The 19,089-nt window shown below is 42.3% G+C and carries 12 protein-coding genes; 5 read left to right on the top strand and 7 right to left on the bottom strand.

Annotation, left to right across the window (positions count from 1 at the left end; translation table 11 throughout):
* Nucleotides 1-391: 391 nt before the first annotated feature.
* Both ACKTT2_RS36255 and ACKTT2_RS36260 read right to left on the bottom strand, forming a co-directional pair.
* Nucleotides 392-1,990 carry a 2-isopropylmalate synthase gene (locus tag ACKTT2_RS36255; RefSeq protein ID WP_407895827.1) on the bottom strand — a complete coding sequence of 533 codons (1,599 nt, stop codon included), beginning with the start codon at nt 1,988-1,990 and terminating at the stop codon, nt 392-394.
* A gap of 85 nt (nt 1,991-2,075) precedes the next feature.
* Nucleotides 2,076-2,597 (bottom strand): LabA-like NYN domain-containing protein, encoded by a 522-nt coding sequence (locus ACKTT2_RS36260; protein WP_407895828.1) that lies wholly within the window; start codon nt 2,595-2,597, stop codon nt 2,076-2,078.
* An 838-nt stretch (nt 2,598-3,435) separates the two neighbouring features.
* Between ACKTT2_RS36260 and ACKTT2_RS36265 the strand changes: the two genes are divergently transcribed.
* Nucleotides 3,436-5,808 carry a CHASE2 domain-containing protein gene (locus tag ACKTT2_RS36265; protein WP_407895829.1) on the top strand — a complete coding sequence of 791 codons (2,373 nt, stop codon included), beginning with the start codon at nt 3,436-3,438 and terminating at the stop codon, nt 5,806-5,808.
* A 128-nt stretch (nt 5,809-5,936) separates the two neighbouring features.
* Here the strand turns inward: ACKTT2_RS36265 and ACKTT2_RS36270 are convergent, their stop codons facing one another.
* A complete protein-coding gene (locus ACKTT2_RS36270) occupies nt 5,937-7,670 on the bottom strand; it encodes a FecR domain-containing protein (RefSeq protein ID WP_407895830.1) in 1,734 nt (577 codons plus the stop codon).
* Nucleotides 7,671-8,015: 345 nt separating this feature from the next.
* Between ACKTT2_RS36270 and ACKTT2_RS36275 the strand changes: the two genes are divergently transcribed.
* A complete protein-coding gene (locus ACKTT2_RS36275; protein WP_407895831.1) occupies nt 8,016-9,452 on the top strand; it encodes a porin family protein in 1,437 nt (478 codons plus the stop codon).
* Between the two features lie 113 nt (nt 9,453-9,565).
* On the opposite strand, the gene ACKTT2_RS36280 is transcribed toward ACKTT2_RS36275, so the two are convergent.
* The gene (locus ACKTT2_RS36280; protein ID WP_407895832.1) at nt 9,566-10,408 is read right to left on the bottom strand and encodes a sulfurtransferase; all 843 of its coding nucleotides are present in this window, start codon (nt 10,406-10,408) and stop codon (nt 9,566-9,568) included.
* Between the two features lie 287 nt (nt 10,409-10,695).
* Here ACKTT2_RS36280 and ACKTT2_RS36285 point away from each other — a divergent pair, with 287 nt between their 5' ends.
* The 3 genes from ACKTT2_RS36285 to glmU all read left to right on the top strand — a co-directional run bounded on the left by ACKTT2_RS36285 (nt 10,696) and on the right by glmU (nt 14,709).
* Entirely contained in the window at nt 10,696-11,580 is an 885-nt protein-coding gene (locus ACKTT2_RS36285) for a tRNA (5-methylaminomethyl-2-thiouridine)(34)-methyltransferase MnmD (RefSeq protein WP_407895833.1), read from the top strand.
* A gap of 465 nt (nt 11,581-12,045) precedes the next feature.
* Entirely contained in the window at nt 12,046-13,278 is a 1,233-nt protein-coding gene (locus tag ACKTT2_RS36290; RefSeq protein ID WP_407895834.1) for an HD-GYP domain-containing protein, read from the top strand.
* 75 nt (nt 13,279-13,353) lie between these two features.
* Nucleotides 13,354-14,709 (top strand): bifunctional UDP-N-acetylglucosamine diphosphorylase/glucosamine-1-phosphate N-acetyltransferase GlmU, encoded by a 1,356-nt coding sequence (gene glmU, locus ACKTT2_RS36295; protein ID WP_407895835.1) that lies wholly within the window; start codon nt 13,354-13,356, stop codon nt 14,707-14,709.
* 57 nt (nt 14,710-14,766) lie between these two features.
* On the opposite strand, the gene ACKTT2_RS36300 is transcribed toward glmU, so the two are convergent.
* From ACKTT2_RS36300 to ACKTT2_RS36310, 3 genes are all read right to left on the bottom strand, one after another.
* Nucleotides 14,767-15,720: an isoaspartyl peptidase/L-asparaginase gene (locus ACKTT2_RS36300; protein ID WP_407895836.1), complete on the bottom strand. Its 954-nt coding sequence runs from the start codon at nt 15,718-15,720 to the stop codon at nt 14,767-14,769.
* Between the two features lie 147 nt (nt 15,721-15,867).
* Nucleotides 15,868-16,023 carry a DUF2256 domain-containing protein gene (locus ACKTT2_RS36305; protein WP_407895837.1) on the bottom strand — a complete coding sequence of 52 codons (156 nt, stop codon included), beginning with the start codon at nt 16,021-16,023 and terminating at the stop codon, nt 15,868-15,870.
* Nucleotides 16,024-16,206: 183 nt separating this feature from the next.
* Nucleotides 16,207-19,059 (bottom strand): GAF domain-containing sensor histidine kinase, encoded by a 2,853-nt coding sequence (locus ACKTT2_RS36310; protein WP_407895838.1) that lies wholly within the window; start codon nt 19,057-19,059, stop codon nt 16,207-16,209.
* Nucleotides 19,060-19,089 lie beyond the last annotated feature (30 nt).

The following is a 19,089-nucleotide window of genomic DNA, read 5'->3' on the forward strand; positions in this document are numbered from 1 at the left end:
CTCCTTCAGGGGAGGAGGAATTGACCGCTATTCCTCCGGTCTTTCAAGCTTTATTCACTTGTGGGTAGGTTTGGGTAGACTTTTTCGAGCGCTTAAGAGTAGCTTAACCCTCAACTTCTTTGAGAATACAGAGTCGCGAATGATGGCTTTGATTTCTCACCTCGATCCGGTGGCTCCGTCTGGGAATGCCTTCTCAGAGGCTCCGCCGCCGCCTCCTGATTTAACCTACACGCGAGGCAGAGCCTCGCTGTCTGCATTCCCAGCTTCTAGCTGGGAACGAGAGACGAGAGAAACAGGGAGAGTCCGCGAAGGCGGACTTTGTTTGTATAGCCGCGAATTCTATTCGCATAGGATTTTAACAAAATTCAAATACTCCCTAAACCCATAAATACTAATTATTCACAACAGTTTGCTGTTGTTGTTTAATTTGCAAAGCTGCGAACAATCGATTCAGGGCATTTACGTAAGCTTGCGCTGACGCTACGATGATATCCGTATTAGCCGCATGACCTGAGAAAACTCTGTTTTCATATTTAAGACGAATGGTGACTTCCCCAAGTGCATCGATACCAGCAGTTACTGATTGTACGGAGAACTCAATCAACTTATTCGGTACGTTGACAACACGATTAATTGCTTTATAAACTGCATCCACAGGTCCCGTACCAATGGCAGCATCCATCAATTCTTCTCCTTCTGGAGTGCGTATAGTCACTGTTGCTGTGGGACGAGCATTGCTACCGCAAGAAACTTGTACGAGTTCTAAACGGAATAAATCGGGAGCTTGTTGAATTTCATCATTTACAATAGCTTCTAAATCCCAATCTGTAATTTCTTTCTTTTTATCCGCTATCTCTTTAAAGCGAACAAATGCCTTATTCAATTCAGTTTCTGTGAGTTCGTAACCCAATTCTCTCAAACGAGTGCGGAAAGCATTTCTTCCTGAATGTTTGCCCAAGACAATTTGATTTTGTGTCAATCCAATTAATTGGGCATCCATAATTTCGTAGGTGAGCTTGTTTTTTAATACCCCATCTTGGTGAATTCCAGATTCGTGGGCAAAAGCATTTGCTCCTACTATGGCTTTATTGGGTTGAACTAGCATCCCTGTCAAATTGGATACTAAGCGTGATGTTTTGTAAATTTGTCTCGTGTCAATATTTGTTAACGGTTCTTCTGATTCAACCGATCGCCCTAAGAATGGGTTAAAGTACTGTCTCCGGACGTGCAATGCCATGACTAATTCTTCTAGTGCTGCATTTCCCGCACGTTCGCCAATACCGTTGATGGTACATTCTAACTGTCTCGCACCATTTTTCACCGCTTCTAAAAAGTTGGCGACTGCTAAACCCAAATCGTCATGCCCGTGAACGGAAATAATAGCTTTATCTATGTTGGGAACATTATCTTTAATTCCCTTGATGAGAGAACCAAATTCGCTAGGAGTTGTATAACCTACGGTGTCAGGAATATTAACTGTAGTTGCTCCTGCTGCGATCGCCCGTTCTAACACTTGATAAAGAAATTCCGGGTCTGAACGTCCCGCGTCTTCTGGAGAAAATTCTACATCATCTGTGAAGCTCTTAGCATAAGCTACCATTTCTTCAGCGATTACCAAGACTTCTGCTTTATTTTTTTTCAGTTTGTACTTAAGATGAATATCACTTGTGGCAATAAAGGTATGAATTCTACCTTTGACAGCAGGTTTGATAGCTTCTGCTGCTGACTTGATATCATCATGCCGCGCTCTTGCCAAACTGCAAATAACGGGACCATCTTCTGTTCCTACTGTTTGAGCAATCTTGCTCACTGCTTCAAAATCTCCAGGGCTAGCAAAGGCAAACCCAGCTTCAATAATATCTACACCCAAACGAGCGAGTTGTTTGGCAATGGCCAGTTTTTCATCTATGTTCAGAGTTGCACCCGGACATTGCTCCCCATCTCGGAGTGTAGTGTCGAAAATGATAATTCGTTCTGATTGGTTTTTCATTTGCTACTTATTGTTAAGTTTTTCCTTGAGGCTTAAAATACCGTCTTTCTTACTTTTTCTGCTACTTAACGTATGTTAATAAATATTAAGCATCTACTTTTTCTATCAAGTCTCGAATATCATTTAAATCTATATAGCGATCGGTAGCATTACGTAATTCTCTAGCTATCATTCCTTCTGTGGATACTACTGTAATATGAGTGTTTTTAGAACGTAATAGCTCAATAGCTCTTTCAAAATCCCCATCTCCACTAAATAATACTACTCTGTCATACTGATCGACTGTATTAAACATATCTACTACAATTTCTATATCTAAATTCGCTTTTTGCGAGTAACGACCAGAGGAATCATCATAATATTCTTTTAAAATCTTAGTTCTGACTGTATATCCCAAACTAATTAAAGCGTCTCTGAATCCTCGCTGATCCTGCGGATCTTTTAAGCCCGTGTACCAGAACGCATTAATTAACGTTGTTTCTGAGTGTTCGTTTTTAAAATATTCCAATACCCGCCTTGGGTCAAAAAACCACCCATTTTTTTGCTGAGCATAGAACATATTGTTTCCGTCTACAAATATAGACAGACGATTCATCGGGGAACCCATAGTAAAGTTACACCTAATAATATAAAAGAATTTAGATTGAACAATAGATTATAGCAATTATAAAATGGCTATCTTGCTAATATCTATAAAATATATTGTCATATATAGCTTTTATTTAACCTCTCGCATATCAGAAAATTTGCTGAACATTCGACTTAGGTATGCTCCTTAGCGATCTTAGTACTAACCTTTTTACACAAGTAGACTCAGGAAAACCCGCAATCTAAAATTTACCAATAAAATAGATGGTATAGCAGCATTATTTGCTCTATACCTGTTAAGTTTACTCCCAAAGAGGTATGAAATATGCTGGTTCTGAAGGTATTTACAAGACGGGATTTATAGTTTTTGTCATAAAAGTTAAAATATAGGAGCCGCTTGCTAGTCCTACACGATTGTTGAAACCCTCCTCTTGTGGTGCGGGCGTCCCGCCCGCCACTAGTATGGGACGGGCAAGGACGCTCCGCAGTCGCACGCCACTTGCGGGACTCGGGGGGAACCCTCCGCAGTCGCCTCAACTCTGGGAACCCGTTCGCGAAGCGTCTCCGTAAGGAGATAGGGCGAACTCCGAACGCGAGTGCGTCTCCGCGCTTGAGATAGGGGCGCTGCTCTGGGTCTCACAAGATGGATAATTTATTTCTTGGAAATCCCTTATACGCTTTCCAAACAAATACTTGTAAGATTTTTCTTATTTACAGCGAAGTATGATTCCGTATAGAGTAACTTAGTAGCGATCGCTGGCTGCTTTGAAGCAAAAAAACAGCAGTGTTCGGGGGTGCAAATACGGTGCAAAAACTAAGAGCTTGATGTTATACGTAAATTAACCAGCATTCTTTACATGGCAGAAGAACCTCAATCCACAACCAAGCAATACGTCGAGGCTGCCAATCGACCGTTATCACGCCTGACAAAAGCAACTTCGACTTTGGCAGTCCGTCGCTCGAAACTGTTGGCTCTTTTGGGTCACCTGTTGGCTGGTACTTCGGTGGTTGGTGCGGCGTTGCTTTCAGCTTTTAATACTAATTTAACTGAGTACGTGGAAAACCAGGCGCAAAGCCTGTTCTATTTGATACGAGGCTCGGTAATTCCTCCAAAAAACATTGTAATTCTGGCGATCGACGAACAGTCTATCTCTATTGGCGAACAGTACTATAAAACTAATCCCCAAGAATTTTCTTACTTAGAACCACTGAGATCTTTTCCTTTTAAACGGACTGCATACGCTCAAGTCATTGAAAAATTAGTACAAGCTGGCGCACGCTCTGTAGCTGTAGATGTAGTTTTTGATACGCCAAGTTCTTACGGTGTGGATGACGATCGAAATTTGCAACAAGCTTTGCAATTTTATGGTAGCAAGGTTACATTAGCAGCGCTATACGAAAATTTTGAGACGCATCAAGGCTCGTTTATGCAACTGACTCAACCCCAACAGATGTTTCAAGTGGGATCTGTAGGAGTCGGTTCGGTGAATTTTCCTGTGGAAATAAACGGTAAAGTTCACAAATTGGCTAACGAGTTTTCTAAGTTTTTAGGAAATGGTGATACTTTAACTGAGAAAGTTCTTTCCTTTGATGAAGCTGTTTTGAGAGCATCTCAAGTGAATTATCCTTCACCAAAGGGCGAGCGCATACATTATTACGGACCACCTGGGACATTCGAGCAAATTCCCTTTTGGTTTGTATTAGACCCAAAAAACTGGAATAGTTATTTACAGCAAGGAAAGTTTTTTGAAGATAAAATCGTCCTTATAGGAGCGACAGCTCAGCTGGCAAATGACTATCATCCGGCAGCAGCAGCTAGAGATTTGTTGCAACCCGAAAAAATGGCAGGGGTAGAAATTCATGCAAATGCGATCGCAACTCTAATGGAAAATAAAGCGATCGCACAAGCAATTCCTAGCCCTGAAGGACGCGGTTTGTTTGTGCTTTGTTTATTAGGTGGATCTGCTGCACTTATTTCTTGGAAACAGAAAGGCGTAGTGAGGTTTTTTTCCAGTCTTGGTATTGCCATAATTTGGGGAGGAATTAGTTATGTAAGCTTTGTGTCTGGGCTACTTATTTTACCCACAGCCATACCCGTCATAGGAATTATATCTATTGGATTTTTCTATTTAGGAACCGAATTTGCAAAGGAAATTGCTAGAAGAAGCCAATTGGTAGATATTTTCCGGAGATATTCTTCTCACCGGGTTGTACAAGAAATTCTCAGTCAGCAAGAAGACTTAAAAGACTTGCTCCACGAACGAGAGATGGCAATCTCAGGAAAAATTCTGGATGCTCGCTATAAAATTATCAAAGTTTTAGGTGCAGGAGGATTCAGCGAAACTTATATTGCTGAAGATATTAAACTTCCCGGCAATCCTCAATGTGTTGTCAAGCAACTCAAACCAGCGAATAGCAAATTAGAACAGTTAGCAATTGCTAGACGTTTATTCAATTCAGAAGCCCAAACTCTTCAAAAATTGGGAGATCACGAACAAATACCAAAGTTGTTAGCTTATTTTGAAGAGGAAGAAGAATTTTATCTAATTCAAGAATACATAGAAGGTCATGCTCTCAGTCAGGAATTAGTGAGCGGTAGACCTCTTCATGAAGTACCTGTTGTTAATCTTTTGCGAGATTTATTGCAAACATTAACCTTTGTCCATGGATATCATGTCATTCATCGAGATATCAAACCCAGTAATATTATTCGACGCAATTCAGATGGTAAATTAGTCTTGATTGACTTTGGAGCTGTCAAGGAAATGACTACCCAATTGCTTGATAGCTCCGAGCAAACAGCCTTTACCATTGGTATTGGAACTAAAGGTTACGCACCAAGCGAGCAGTGTTACGGGCGTCCTCAATACAGCAGTGATATTTATGCAGTTGGCATGATTGGGATTAAAGCCCTAACAGGTATGGCTCCTCACGAGCTTAATCGAGATGCAAATGGAGAGGTAATTTGGGTTGATAAGGCACAAGTTAACGTTTCATTAGCAAATTTTCTCAGTAAAATGGTGCGCGAAGATTTTCAACAACGCTACCAATCGGCATCTGAGGCGCTGAAGGCATTAGAAGAGGTACAAGTAACTGAGAGAACACCAACTTGGTCGCCAGAAGAATTACCCACAGATACCCTTTATCTAGAAGATTCAGACAACCCGACTACACCTTGGTCAGGAATATCTGATGAGAGTTCTCAATCAACTGTCAAGATTAGGGATTAGGGATTGGGGATTGGGGATTGGGGATTGGGGATTGGGGATTAGGGATTGGGTACTATGCCCAATCCTTACAACTCGTTGCTTGCTTTGATGCATCCTGGTATCCGAAATTCTTTCAAAGCTAGTGAATTTTAAGTGGGCGGTCTCATGGAAGTTTTCCCTGGTTGGTTCACAGGCGATGGCGTAGGTTGTTGTATGACCGATGGACTAGGTGCTACAGGTGCTGCTGTAGGTGCTAGAGGTGCGGGTGCGGGTGCTGGCGCGGGTGTTGCTGGCGTCGGCGTCGTTGGTTGTTGTGTCACTGGTGGTGTAACAGGTGCGGGCGCAGGCGCGGGTGCTGGTGCTGGTGTTGCTGGCGTCGGCGTCGTTGGTTGTTGTGTCACTGGCGGTGTAACAGGTGCGGGCGCAGGCGCGGGTGCTGGTGCTGGTGCTGCTGGCGTCGGCGTCGTTGGTTGTTGTGTCACTGGCGGTGTAACAGGTGCTGGTGCTGGTGTTGCTGGCGTCGGCGTCGTTGGTTGTTGTGTCACTGGCGGTGTAACAGGTGCGGGCGCGGGTGCGGGCGTCGGCGTCGTTGGTTGTTGTGTCACTGGCGGTGTAACAGGTGCGGGCGCGGGTGCGGGCGTCGGCGTCGTTGGTTGTTGTGTCACTGGCGGTGTAACAGGTGCGGGTGCTGGTGCGGGTACTGGTGATACTGGTGGTTGTGATGGCGCAGGTTGTTGTGGTTGAGACGAGGTAGGTCCGGTCGGATTAGTTGGTGCTGGATTGGAAGGAGTGGCTGGAGTTGTTGGAGTTGTTGGAGTTGTTGGAGTTATACCGACACCCGATGGGTTAGTTGTGCCGACACCTGATGGATTTGTTGTACCGACACCTGATGGATTTGTTGTACCGACACCCGATGGATTTGTTGTACCGACACCCGATGGATTTGTTGTGCCAACACCCGATGGGTTAGTTGTGCCGACACCCGATGGGTTAGTTGTACCAGGATCTCTACCATTTCTACCATTCGATCGCTCATCATTATTAGATACAACTTGTCCTGTTTCGATGAAAGTACCAACAGGAGCATTATCTCTACTAACGTTATTAAGTGGATCTGTAGAAGCAGTGTTTGACCTTAAGAAAGCAGGATTTTCCACAACCCCTTCACCAACGACTGGTTGCTGTGCTGAAAGAGCAGCAGCAGTTTCTGCTTGAACGCTAGCGATCGCTGGATCGGCGCTTGGTACGCCTGTTTTCATGGGTAAATCTAGCCCTCGAACTAAATCGCTCGTATCATAAAAAGTTCTTAAATCAAAATCATACAAACCTTGAAATTTGCCCTTGACAATAACTATCAATTGCCCCGCGTCAAGGGCTTTTCGTTGAGAAGGATCTTTATCAGGAATGACTTCAATGCCGCTAGTTGTCAATGCACCAACAATTGTGGTGTCAGCGATCGGATCGTAACGTACAAATAATGCTGAACCGCGAATTGCTGCTGCTGCATTTGGAGTTTTTATCCGAGTTTGACCTTTTCCTGGTGGAATCAGTAACACTACAGTTCCATTGTTGAGGCTCAAATTTCGCGTTCTTGGTAAGAAGCGAAATACAGCTTGTTCACCTATCCGAGCTAAAGAGCCATCGTTGAAACGCAAATCTGCTAAAGAAGATCTTCCTGTAGATAACCCATCACCAGGCGTCATGGCATCGGATCGACGTGCTTGACGCTTCGGTCGATTCTGGGGCATGATCTGTACCAAATTGCGAAGTTCTTGAATGACTGCCTGAGTTAGAGGAGTGGCTGCACTCGCCCGATTCGGCAAAGGCAGTACGACAACTTCTATGAGACTAATCGCCAGGAGTATATAAAACTTGCGTAACATCGTTTGGAGCCTCGAATATTTATACTGAACCAAACCAATAAGAATGAATTTTAATGTAAGCTTTTCAACCTGTAATCTGTTATAGCAATAATTTTCCGTAAATTTGCTTAAATCTAATGAACCATCTAGATTTTATGAAGTACGTGTAAATACCATTAGAAAATTATTAAGTTTTTTTAAGAAAAAAACAATCTTAAATGGTATACTGTAAAATTCATAGTTTCTGATGACTCGATAGGTAATCGTTATCACCCACTATTACTGAAGTTTCAGAGGAGAAGTTATTATATCTCCACAGAACTTTAAGTGCATATTTAGGTCTAATTTTGCTAAAAAAGATTTCGTATGCAACCCAATGGCTGGAAAAACTTATTCTTTCTGATTCTACTAGCCAGTAGTACAACCTGGTGTTGTTTCATCAAAGTAGATGCGGCGTGGGCTGCCAATCCTCATTCCCAAGACGAGAATCATGAACCAATATTAAAGATACCATTTTTAGGACGCATACGCATAACTGATTCTAATTACGACACCAGTGAGCAACCCCCAACACAGGAACAATTACAAAGTTTTCATAAAGAAATTACAAAAAACCTGGTGCTTCAAGAATTTCCGCGCTCAACAGAGGGAAATACTGAACTTTGCGTTCTTCATTGTAGTCATTTTTTAGATTCAAACCTACAGGCACAGGCAGATCCAAACCAACTGCCAACACCTGTAGAACAACCACAACCCGCACCTGTACCACAGACGCCCCCTCAAGAACCTCCTCCCAATACACAAACCCCTCCTCAGCTTGAAAATCCTCAGTTAGAAGGGCAACCGGGTAATTTGACAAACCCACCCAATGCACCGCAGATAGAGCAACGCCTGCAATCGCCAGAAATAGAACGCAAACAACGACTCGAAAGACTACAGCAACTACTGAAAAAAAATCAACAACCTGAAGGTAATCATGGAGAATTAGGTATAATCTTGGCTCGGGAAAAACCACTGGAGCAACTACCTCCTCCACCCCAAGCAAAGCCAACCATTCAACCAAAACCAGTAGGCTTCCTATTTGCTCGCGTTGGCTACTTTCAAACCAGTAATATTTTTTCCTCAGAGATAGACCCAAAACAAGATGGTTTATTCTATACAGGTTTATCTCTAGCTTCTGCTCCTCTGCGCCTTGGTTCTAAAACTTATTTAAATGCGTCAATTGATGGCAATATAATCCGTTATTTAGACCAATCTAAATATAACTATAACCAAATAAGATTCAATGCTAGCGTTTACCAGCAGCTATCCCCACGAATGTATGGAGAACTGGGCTGGAGCAATCAACAGTTTTTCTACGCCCGGAATGGCAGTTTTTATAGTGCAGGAGACCGCTTCCTTAACGAAAATTCCGTTCAATTATCTTTTGGGAGACGAGATCCCCTCACGCCTAAATTAATGCTAGATACGTTTTATGAACTGCGAGCCAGTTTTACTAACCCTCCAAGCGATCTCGATAATCGCGATCGCATCTCCAATACCCTGTGGCTCTCTTTAAACTACTATTGGCAAAAAACACTTCAAGTGGGTTTGAACTACCAATTTAGTTTGTCAGACTTTACCCGTCGCGACAGACAAGACGAATACCATCGAATCTACGGTCACTTAAATTATAATGTATCTAATTATACATATCTAAGTTTACAGGGGGGTGTAAATTTAGGAGGTTCCACCGATGGCAACATTGATTTTGACGGCTGGTTTTTTACTATTAATTACAATTTGGAATTGGGGAGATTTTAAATCAGTGACCAGTGACCAGTGACCCTCCGGGTTCGCCAGGTCCCTACGGCGGGAAACCCGCCTGCAGGACTGGACTCACCAGTGACCAGTGACCAGTCCCCAATCCCCAGTCCCTAATCCCCAATCCCCAGATAACTAATCCAATCACTCCAACTGCCAGCATAAAGTTTTCCTGTGTGGATGCCTGCTAATTCCAGCGATAGTAAGTTAACACAAGCAGTTACTCCAGAACCGCAATAAACCAAAATTTCCTTGGCATTCTCAACATCAGACCAGCGATGTCGTTGCTCTACACTTGGCAATAAATACCCTGTAGAGTCCGTGACTTCTTGCCAAGGATAATTGACTGCACCAGGAATATGTCCGGCCATTTTATCAATTGGTTCTCTAATTCCTAAGTAACGCTCTGTTTCTCGCGAATCAACCAACACAACGTCTTGTAAATCTTTTCGCTCTTTCAGAGTAGCAAAATCTACTACCATGTTTGGTTGAATATTAGGTATAAAAGTAAGTTCCCTTGATACTTTGTATTCTGGCACAACATTCGTTACAGGATAACCAACTTTTTGCCATGCAGCAAAACCCCCATTGAGTACCGCTACTTTTTCATGTCCGAGGTAGCGCAACAACCACCAAAATCGAGAAGCAAAGGCGTAATGAGAATCATCATAGGCGATCGCAAGAGTTCCTTGGGAATTGACTCCAATTTTTGATAATTTTTGCGCTAATTCATGGGGGTCTGGTAAAGGATGCCTGCCTCCATGTTTTCCAACAGGGCTAGAAAGATCTAGATTTAAGTCTAAGTAGTATGACCCTTTGATATGACACTTTTTGTACTGTTGCTGTCCTAGTTGCGGATCGGCAAGAGAAAAGCGACAATCCACTATAACAACTTGTGGATCTTCAAGATGTTCTAACAACCATTCACAAGAAATAACGAAATGTTTATCGCTCATAAAGTTGATTAGCTAATTGCTAGTTGCTATTTGTACCATTAGTTATTAGACATTTAGTAGAAAAGATGTAGGGGCGCTCTTGCCGCCGTGCTCCTACCAAGACTTCGGGTAATGCATAATCGATGTCTGAAGATACCTATTAGCTATTTAAGAGGATGTTTTTAAAGTAATTTACAAACATTGTCTCAGTTGTTGGACATAATTAATTTCAATAATGTTTTTGCTTTGCCCTATGCCCCATGCCCAATTTTTATGAGTGTATCCATTCTAGTCCAGTTACTTACAAAATGAGAGATAACTTTACACCAGAATCAACGGCAGATGGTTCATTTACCTTCTTTTCACAAGAATTTGGCGAATTGTTCCACAGTCACTATGGAGCTCGTCAAGAGAGTTTTCTTAAATTCTCAGTGCCAACGCAACTTGCTTTTGCTGCAAGTAAATCCCACTTGCGGCTTTTGGATGTTTGTTATGGATTGGGATATAACACAGCAGCAGCTTTACAAACTATTTGGGAAGTTAACCCCAAGTGTCATGTGGAAGTTATTGGTTTAGAACTCAATGCTGCCGTACCGCAAGCAGCGATCGCGCATAATTTATATGACAATTGGGGATATGAGTACACTCGAATTCTCGCTCAGTTGGCTTGCGAACATCAAGTTGTCCGAGATTATCTGACAGCAAAGCTCCTAATTGGTGATGCTAGAGGCACAATTCAACTTGTGAATCAATCTGGGTTTCAAGCTGATGCTATTTTTCTCGATCCATTTTCTCCTCCTCACTGTCCGCAGTTGTGGACTGTTGAATTTATTGAGCAACTTTCCCTTTGCTTAGATTTGAACGGTTTACTTGCAACCTACTCTTGTGCTGCTGCTGTAAGAACTGCACTTAAAGCCGTAGGACTAGAAATCGGTTCCACATCCCCCGTTGGGAGGCGAACACCCGGTACTGTTGCAGCCCATTTGAAAGACAAGGAGTCCCCTCTCCCTCCTCTGTCCCAAGCAGAAGAAGAACATTTATTAACTCGTGCAGCTATCCCCTACCGAGATCCACAACTGAACGATTCGGGTGATGTCATTTTAAAACGACGGCAACAAGAGCAACAAGCCTCTTTTCTAGAACCTACATCCCATTGGCGAAAAAGATGGCTATCTAAAAATTTAGAGAAATAGTGTAAAATTTATTACTATAGGAGGATGAGCTTAGTTATATAAAAATTTTTGTAGCCTAATATACTAAAAAATTTGTTAATGTCACTTGAAAAGTAATAAAAATGACAATAGTTTTGTAGTTATTGTAAAGTAGACGACAAAAATGCGTAAATACTTACTTTGAAGGTAAATCTTTAAATTATCAATACTGAATTTTAATAGAGAGCGCAAACAAGGGAACATTCTTCTTTATAAGACTATGCTAAAAAATCTCCGTAAAAAACCCGATTTAACTCAACCAGAAATTGCTCATACTGGAGAGATAGAGATGAATGAATATAACATCATTTCTAATATCTTAAAAAAGTGAAATATTTATGCTATTCATAAGAAAAAACGTGTTTTGCTAGCATAAAAATGATGATAAAAAGTAAACTTGCTTTTAATAGCCATCACTGTCAACTATTTTGAAATTGGAGTACCCTTGTGGTTCAATGGAAATCCAAGTTTACAGGCTCTACCCAAGGAATTGTTAGTGAGTCAGACTTGTCCAACCCAGTTAATAATACTGGAGTTACAAATAATACATCATCTTTGCAAAATAAGGATGATGCGTCGATCTCATCTGTAAAAGAAATCAAGCTTGTCGATCCAGAAAGCCCTGCTTCTTGGGTAAACTCTCGTGTAAATTCTATATCTAATTTATTAATATCTAGAACAGTACAAACCGCATGTTGGACAGTGAATGGTAGCGAGCTGGATGCACCGAAAGTTTTAGTAGTTGATGACCATGCTGCTAGTCGGATGACGGCTGTTGCTCTTTTAGCTATGGAAGGCTACGAAGTGATAGAAGCAGATAGTGGTTGTATTGCCATAGAACTGGTAACGCAAAAACAACCAGACCTGATTCTATTAGATGTAATGATGCCAGGGATGGATGGATTTGAAGTTTGCCAGGTGCTCAAACAGGAAGAGTTAACTAGGCTCATACCAGTGATTTTTATTACGGCGTTAAATGACAGGCGATCGCGTATTCGAGGAATTGAGGTAGGTGCAGACGATTTTTTAACCAAACCCTTCGATCGCCTAGAACTAGCAGCTCGTGTCAAGTCTCTCGTACAACAAAAGCGATTAAATGAAGATTTAGACCACGCCGAACAAGTTCTGTTTTCCATTGCTAGAGCCATTGAGAGTCGCGACCCCAACACAGGAGATCACTGCGAACGGTTAATGAATTTGGGTCAAGCTTTTGGTGAGTACCTGGGTTTAACACGCAATCAAATTCGAGATTTGATGTGGGGCGGCTATCTTCATGATATTGGCAAGGTGGGTATTCCCGATTGCGTACTGCTGAAACAGGGAAAACTGACTCCTGACGAATGGACAATCATGAAGCAGCACGTTTTAATTGGAGAAAAGATTTGCCAACCGCTACGCAGTATGCGAGGTGTGATCCCTCTTATCAGACATCACCACGAACGATGGGATGGGTCGGGTTACCCTGATGGGCTTGTGGGCGAACAAATTCCCCGCATAGCACAAGTCTTTCAAATTATTGATATTTTTGATGCTTTAACCAGCGAAAGATCTTATAAAAAAGCACTTACCCCTGAAGAAGCTATCAAAGTGATGGCAGAGGAAACCGACAAGGGTTGGCGAAATCCCGAACTAATGAAGCAGTTTGAGGAGTTTGTCGCGATTTATTGCAAGAATTGCTAGTCTTAAAATGCGTAACCTGGTGTTAATCGAGTTTAGACTCGATTAAGTAATCAGTCAAAGCAATTCACAATCATTATGGTAGTTGTAGCAATTTTGGCAGCCGGACGTGGAACGCGCATGAAATCCAGCTTGCCTAAAGTTTTACATTCCCTAGGCGGGCGATCGCTTATCGAACAAGTTATTGAGAGTGTCAAACCGCTTTCGCCGAGTCGGCAGATGGTTATTGTGGGGTATCAAGCAGAAGAAGTCAAAGCAGCCCTACAGCCAATTTCAAGTTTGGAGTTTGTGGAACAAACAGAACAACTAGGGACAGGTCATGCAGTTCAGCAGTTATTGCCTTATTTAGAAGGTTACACTGGAGACCTATTAGTACTATATGGCGATGTACCATTGCTACGTCCAGAAACCCTCACAAATTTGCTAGAAACTCATACCAAAAATCAAAACGCTGCCACTATCTTGACAGCAAAAGTAGATAATCCCAAGGGTTACGGACGGGTTTTTTGTAATAGTGAAAATATAGTTCAACAAATTATTGAGGATAAGGATTGCACGCTAGAGCAAAAAGAGAACAAGCGTATTAATGCCGGAATTTACTGCTTCAGATGGCAGGATTTAGCTAAAATTTTGCCTCATCTACAAGCAAATAATGCTCAGAAAGAGTACTACCTCACTGATGCGGTTAGCCAGATTGAGCCAGTGATGGCAGTGGATTTAGAAGATTATCGAGAAATTCTTGGTATTAACGATCGCCTGCAACTTGCTATAGCATACGAAATTTTACAAAGGCGAATTAAAGAAAAATGGATGTTAGCTGGTGTCACTCTTCTAGATCCTACCAGTATTACAATCGATGACACCGTAGAATTACAACCAGATGTCATTATTGAACCTCAAACTCATCTAAGAGGTAGTACAGTTATTCAAACGGGAAGTCGCATTGGACCGGGTAGTTTAATTGAAAATAGTCAAATCGGTGAAAATGTTACCGTACAATATTCTGTTGTTACAAACAGTATCGTACATTCAGGAACCACAATCGGTCCTTTCGCTCACTTACGCGGTCATGTTGTTGTCGGTGCTAAGTGCCGAATCGGAAATTTTGTAGAACTAAAAAATACCAAGCTAGGCGACCAATCTAATGCAGCTCACCTATCATACTTAGGTGATACTACGGCAGGAACCAAAGTCAATATTGGTGCGGGAACAATTACTGCCAATTACGACGGAGTAAAGAAACATCCAACCACAATTGGCGATCGCACAAAAACCGGAGCAAACAGCGTTTTAGTCGCTCCTTTATCAATAGGTAATGATGTTTACATAGCAGCTGGTTCTGCTGTGACAAAAGATGTCCCTGATGATTGTCTAGTTATTGCCCGTGCTCGTCAAGTAGAAAAACCAGGCTGGCGCTTGAAAAATGATGAATGATAAATGATGAATGATGAATGAAAGGTTTCATAATTCATCATTCATCATTCATAATTTTTAACAACCGCCTACTTCCGTACCTTCGGGTGTTTCCAAAGTATCGCTAATCTTCTCACCGTTATGAAATGCAGCTAGAAGAGTGGGGCAGGTTTTTCCCCAAGCTATTGTCCCACTCGCATCAATAGCGATCGCTCCAAAATCTCGGTGGTTTTTGCTTGCTTCTGTAAAGGAGCGCTGCATTGCTTCAGAAAGTGACATTCCATCTGTGACACGTACTACAATCCGTGGTGCTAAACACTCGTCCATAATATCTTCTCCAATACCAGTACAACTAACAGCAGCAAATTTTGTGGCGTAATTGCCTGCGGGCATAGCAGAATCGCTGACGCGCCCAATACGCTCAAACCCTTTGCCCCCCGTGGAAGTACCTACTGCTAGTTTTCCATGAGTATCTAAAGCGACTACTCCAATCGTACCGCGTCGAGCACTGCTTGTTTCTAGCAATTCTTCTTCAGCAATGACCCCAGCCATTGCCCTTTTAAAATTATCTTGACGTTCCTGTATCCATTCTTGTAACCGCAATTCAGTTAAGCCGTTATAGCTTGGAACTTGTAATTCTCGTGCTAATTCAGCAGCACCGTAATCAGATAACACGCGATCGGGAGAGCTTTGGAGAGCAAGAGCCAAATCAATAGGATTTTTGACTCGCGAGATATTAATCACTCCACTAAAACTTTGGCAAGCACCATCCATAAGAGAAGCACTCATACGGATCTGACCATCTGATTGCAACACAGAACCAGTTCCAGCATTAAAGCGAGGTTCATCTTCCAATAGTTGACAACCTTTAACGACGACTTCTTTAGCACTTTCTCCAGACAGGAGGAGAGCATAAACTTCCTCCACTATTTTATGGAGCGATCGGCGCACTACTTCTAATCCTCCTTTCCCTTTGAGAGAAGCTCCAGCCCCTCCATGAATAATTAATTTAGGTTGCACCTGTATATCCATCTGTTTACTTATTTACTCCGTGCCTTTGCGGTTATTTAATTTGGCGATTGGCGATTGGTGATTGGCGATTGGCGATTGGCGATTGGGGAATTGGTTATTAATACTTTCCCTTTATCCTCCTTGTCCCCAGTCCCTAATCGCCAGTCCCTAGTCGCTAGCCTCAGAACGACGACGACGGCATCTTTCCGAGCAGTATTTGACTTCATCCCAGCAATCAGCCCATTTCTTGCGCCAAGTGAAAGGTCGCTGACATACCGGACAGATTTTTGTAGGCAAGTCCGATTTAGAACGAGCACGTGCCATATAAATACGGTGCTGATTTGAATGTGATTTCTGAGATTTGGATGTATATTATAACCGCATTTGTTACAAAAGCATGGTATGAAAATACAGCAATTGTTATCCTGATGAAGCATACACTATCTGCTACGGGCTGCTACAGGCTGCGGTTCCTAAACTCTTTGATATAATGCACCAAGGTGTAAGCTAACTAGTCAAAGGCAATAACAATCGGCTGACAACCCGGCCATCTGGTAACTGATAAAAATGCAATTCCCCTCCCATCAGTTGCATGAGGTTTTGACAGATTAACAAGTGCAACCCCGGTGGTTGACTAAGACTGGAGAGTGATAGCACTTTTTTGGGTGCATCTTGATGTAATTGTTCTAAAAGTTGAGCTTCAATAACACCATTATCTGTCACCGATACCTCAAGCAACTGCTCGTCCATGCGGCGACACCAAATGTCAATTCTCCCACCACCTACTGAGCGGCGACAAGCATTCATTAACAATTCATATAAAACTAATTCAATTTTTACTATGTCGCCAACAACTGTCATGGCTTGGGTTTTCGACCCGTCAGAAGAGTTATATAAAGTAGAATAAGTTTTTTCTGTGCTGTCTATTGGTTGTCCTAATCCATGCACTCCTACCCACAACTTTTGTTGTTTGAGCAAGAGTTCGACTCGTTCGAGCGATCGCTTGAGTAAACTAGCTATTGGCACGGTTTCCTGACTAACACACACTTGCCACTGCTCGAATTTGAGCATTCCTGTCATTGAGTTAGCGATCGTTTCCATCTGACGCAGTAACTGTAGATGGCGCGTGTGAGTGAGTTCGTTTGTGGGAACGCCCAAATCGTGCATTTGGCTAAGTAAAAGTACAAGCGTTCTTTGCATTTCCTCCAAACGACGGTGCTTATACCAATTTAATTGTTGAAGATTGTTCGTTGTGGATTGGAGAATTTGCGTAATTTGCAAATGCCAACGCGACCAAGCAAACTGACAAATCAACGATTCTAAAGCAGTTAGGCTTTGTTCTGACCACTGACGTTCTGCACGATCTGCTATTAACACAACACCTGTGGGTTGGTAGTCTGGGCTAGTGCGTAAAGCCATGACTAAAACTTGACCGATACCAGTAGCGTTAAGCCATTTTTTTGTTTGTTCGGGTAAATCGTCTACTTTGATGGCTAATAAACCATCTGTGGCAAATGCCCAATAAATAATAGGTTCGGTTTGAATAGGAATCTTGACATCGGTGTTAATTTCAAATTGACTGTCAGCCATGACTCCTGGTATCACTTCTGCCATATCTTGTTCGGCTGTCCATGACAACAGTAATGCCAGAGGACAGCCAAGAACAAAAGCTATTTGTTCGAGTGCAGCCCGTTCAAACTGATAAGATTGGTCAGCAAGTTGAGGGATGGAAGTCTGAGTTCGTTCCAACAGTCGAAAGCATTGCTGAAAACTACGTAATATTTTTTCTTGCTGTTCGGTGACATGATGCAGTCGCCATTGACGAACAATGACACCAATCTGTTGGCTCACTGCTTGCAGTAGTTCCTTCTCTTGAGATGTCCAATAGCGAGGAGTTTCAGTGGTAACAAGTAAAAGAGATTCTGGTACATGACCTTGAGTACAGTTACTAATGAGAAAAGAATGCACTCCATTTTCTACTAACTCAGACCGCCAATTATAAAATTTTAAATCTTCCTCAGCATCTTCAATTCCCACTGCCTCTGATGAATGCTGTAGTAATTGCCAATCTAATTCTTTAAGAGCATCAAGAGATAGTATTAAATTTCTCCGATTTTTATGTGAGTTTTGGTATAATATATTATATCTATCTCTATCTGTATCTAGATCGAGTAGCAAAAAACGAGTTGCTCCCAAACGTTCTAAGACTCTGGTAGCACACACACGTAAAATTTCTAGAGTATCAGAATCTTTACAGATAGCTTTGGCAACTTGACTGGTGAGTTGAGCATCTTCTTGAACTTGTTTGACAGTGGTTTCCATACCTTCGGTAGGTGCTGTTAAAGAAAGCAAACCAGCTGCACCAATAACGAAGTTTTTTTCCACATCAGACCAAATTCGAGCGTCTCTAGCTTCAACCGCTACAAAACCCAGTAAATCTTTTTGCCATACAATGGGAGCTGCTAATAACGATCGCACGTTCAAGCGTTGCAGCAACTTGACTGTAAAAGCACTTTTTAACGAACTACGCCCCTCCCCAATTGAGACAATTTGATTCACTGACAGTGCATAATAAAAATCATTAAGTTCTTGTACTGTAATTCCACTTTGTTGCTGTTCGCCTTGCGTCTTACTATAACGATCGCTTGACCGCAACCAAAAATACCGTTTTTCGCGATCGAACCAGTAAATCTTTGTTCGGGTTGGTGAAACGAATTCGTGAGTGGCTTGCACGACAGCTTCCAGTTTTTGCTCTAAGTTACCCAGAGTTCTCACGCTTTCCAACAACCGCAATAAAGGCTCGTCCAAGCGCTTGGTTTGCTTTTGCTGCAAATCTATTTCGCTTTGATACAGTGCTGCCCCCAGTTCCCCCAAAACCATGACTAGCCGAGCTTTTGCTTCCCCACCAAGCGTATAACCCCAACGATCTGAACCCATCAATACAACACCCAAACAGCGATCTTTATACCGAATTGGTAGTATAATTGTTCCCTGTATGTTAAATTTTGCTGCAAATCCTTGCCATTGTTCGGCTCGATTTTCAGCTTTTAAGTCAGCTACACCTATGGGGCGTTGCTCGATGACCACTTGTTCTAACAAATCTCCCGGACTGAGTACAACTCGCTGTCTCAAGTAACTGCTATCAGCGACAGGAGAGAGACCACCCTTACCAAATAAGATATGGTTCAGGCGATCGTAAAGAGCAATCCACACCAACTTATAGTCAAACTGCTCTTTAAGGTAAGAAATCGTGGTTTCAATTAAAACATCAACATCGTTTTCCTCTCTAAGGCTCTGGAGGACGCGCCCCAAGGAAAATATGTGTTGGTCGCTTGCTGTTGGTTTTTGAGGGGGCAACATCTGAATGATTGGTTAACTTAGATTGTTACT

Source organism: Scytonema hankhaensis NUACC26, from assembly GCF_045865695.1.
Taxonomy (GTDB): Bacteria; Cyanobacteriota; Cyanobacteriia; order Cyanobacteriales; family Nostocaceae; genus Scytonema.

Coding starts and splice junctions, on each gene's coding strand:
- ACKTT2_RS36260 (WP_407895828.1), bottom strand. CDS start 2,597: ATGGGTTCCCCGATGAATCGTCTGTCTATATTTGTAGACGGAAACAAT.
- ACKTT2_RS36265 (WP_407895829.1), top strand. CDS start 3,436: ATGGCAGAAGAACCTCAATCCACAACCAAGCAATACGTCGAGGCTGCC.
- ACKTT2_RS36285 (WP_407895833.1), top strand. CDS start 10,696: ATGAGAGATAACTTTACACCAGAATCAACGGCAGATGGTTCATTTACC.
- ACKTT2_RS36255 (WP_407895827.1), bottom strand. CDS start 1,990: ATGAAAAACCAATCAGAACGAATTATCATTTTCGACACTACACTCCGA.
- ACKTT2_RS36275 (WP_407895831.1), top strand. CDS start 8,016: ATGCAACCCAATGGCTGGAAAAACTTATTCTTTCTGATTCTACTAGCC.
- ACKTT2_RS36300 (WP_407895836.1), bottom strand. CDS start 15,720: ATGGATATACAGGTGCAACCTAAATTAATTATTCATGGAGGGGCTGGA.
- ACKTT2_RS36310 (WP_407895838.1), bottom strand. CDS start 19,059: ATGTTGCCCCCTCAAAAACCAACAGCAAGCGACCAACACATATTTTCC.
- ACKTT2_RS36305 (WP_407895837.1), bottom strand. CDS start 16,023: ATGGCACGTGCTCGTTCTAAATCGGACTTGCCTACAAAAATCTGTCCG.
- ACKTT2_RS36280 (WP_407895832.1), bottom strand. CDS start 10,408: ATGAGCGATAAACATTTCGTTATTTCTTGTGAATGGTTGTTAGAACAT.
- ACKTT2_RS36270 (WP_407895830.1), bottom strand. CDS start 7,670: ATGTTACGCAAGTTTTATATACTCCTGGCGATTAGTCTCATAGAAGTT.
- glmU (WP_407895835.1), top strand. CDS start 13,354: ATGGTAGTTGTAGCAATTTTGGCAGCCGGACGTGGAACGCGCATGAAA.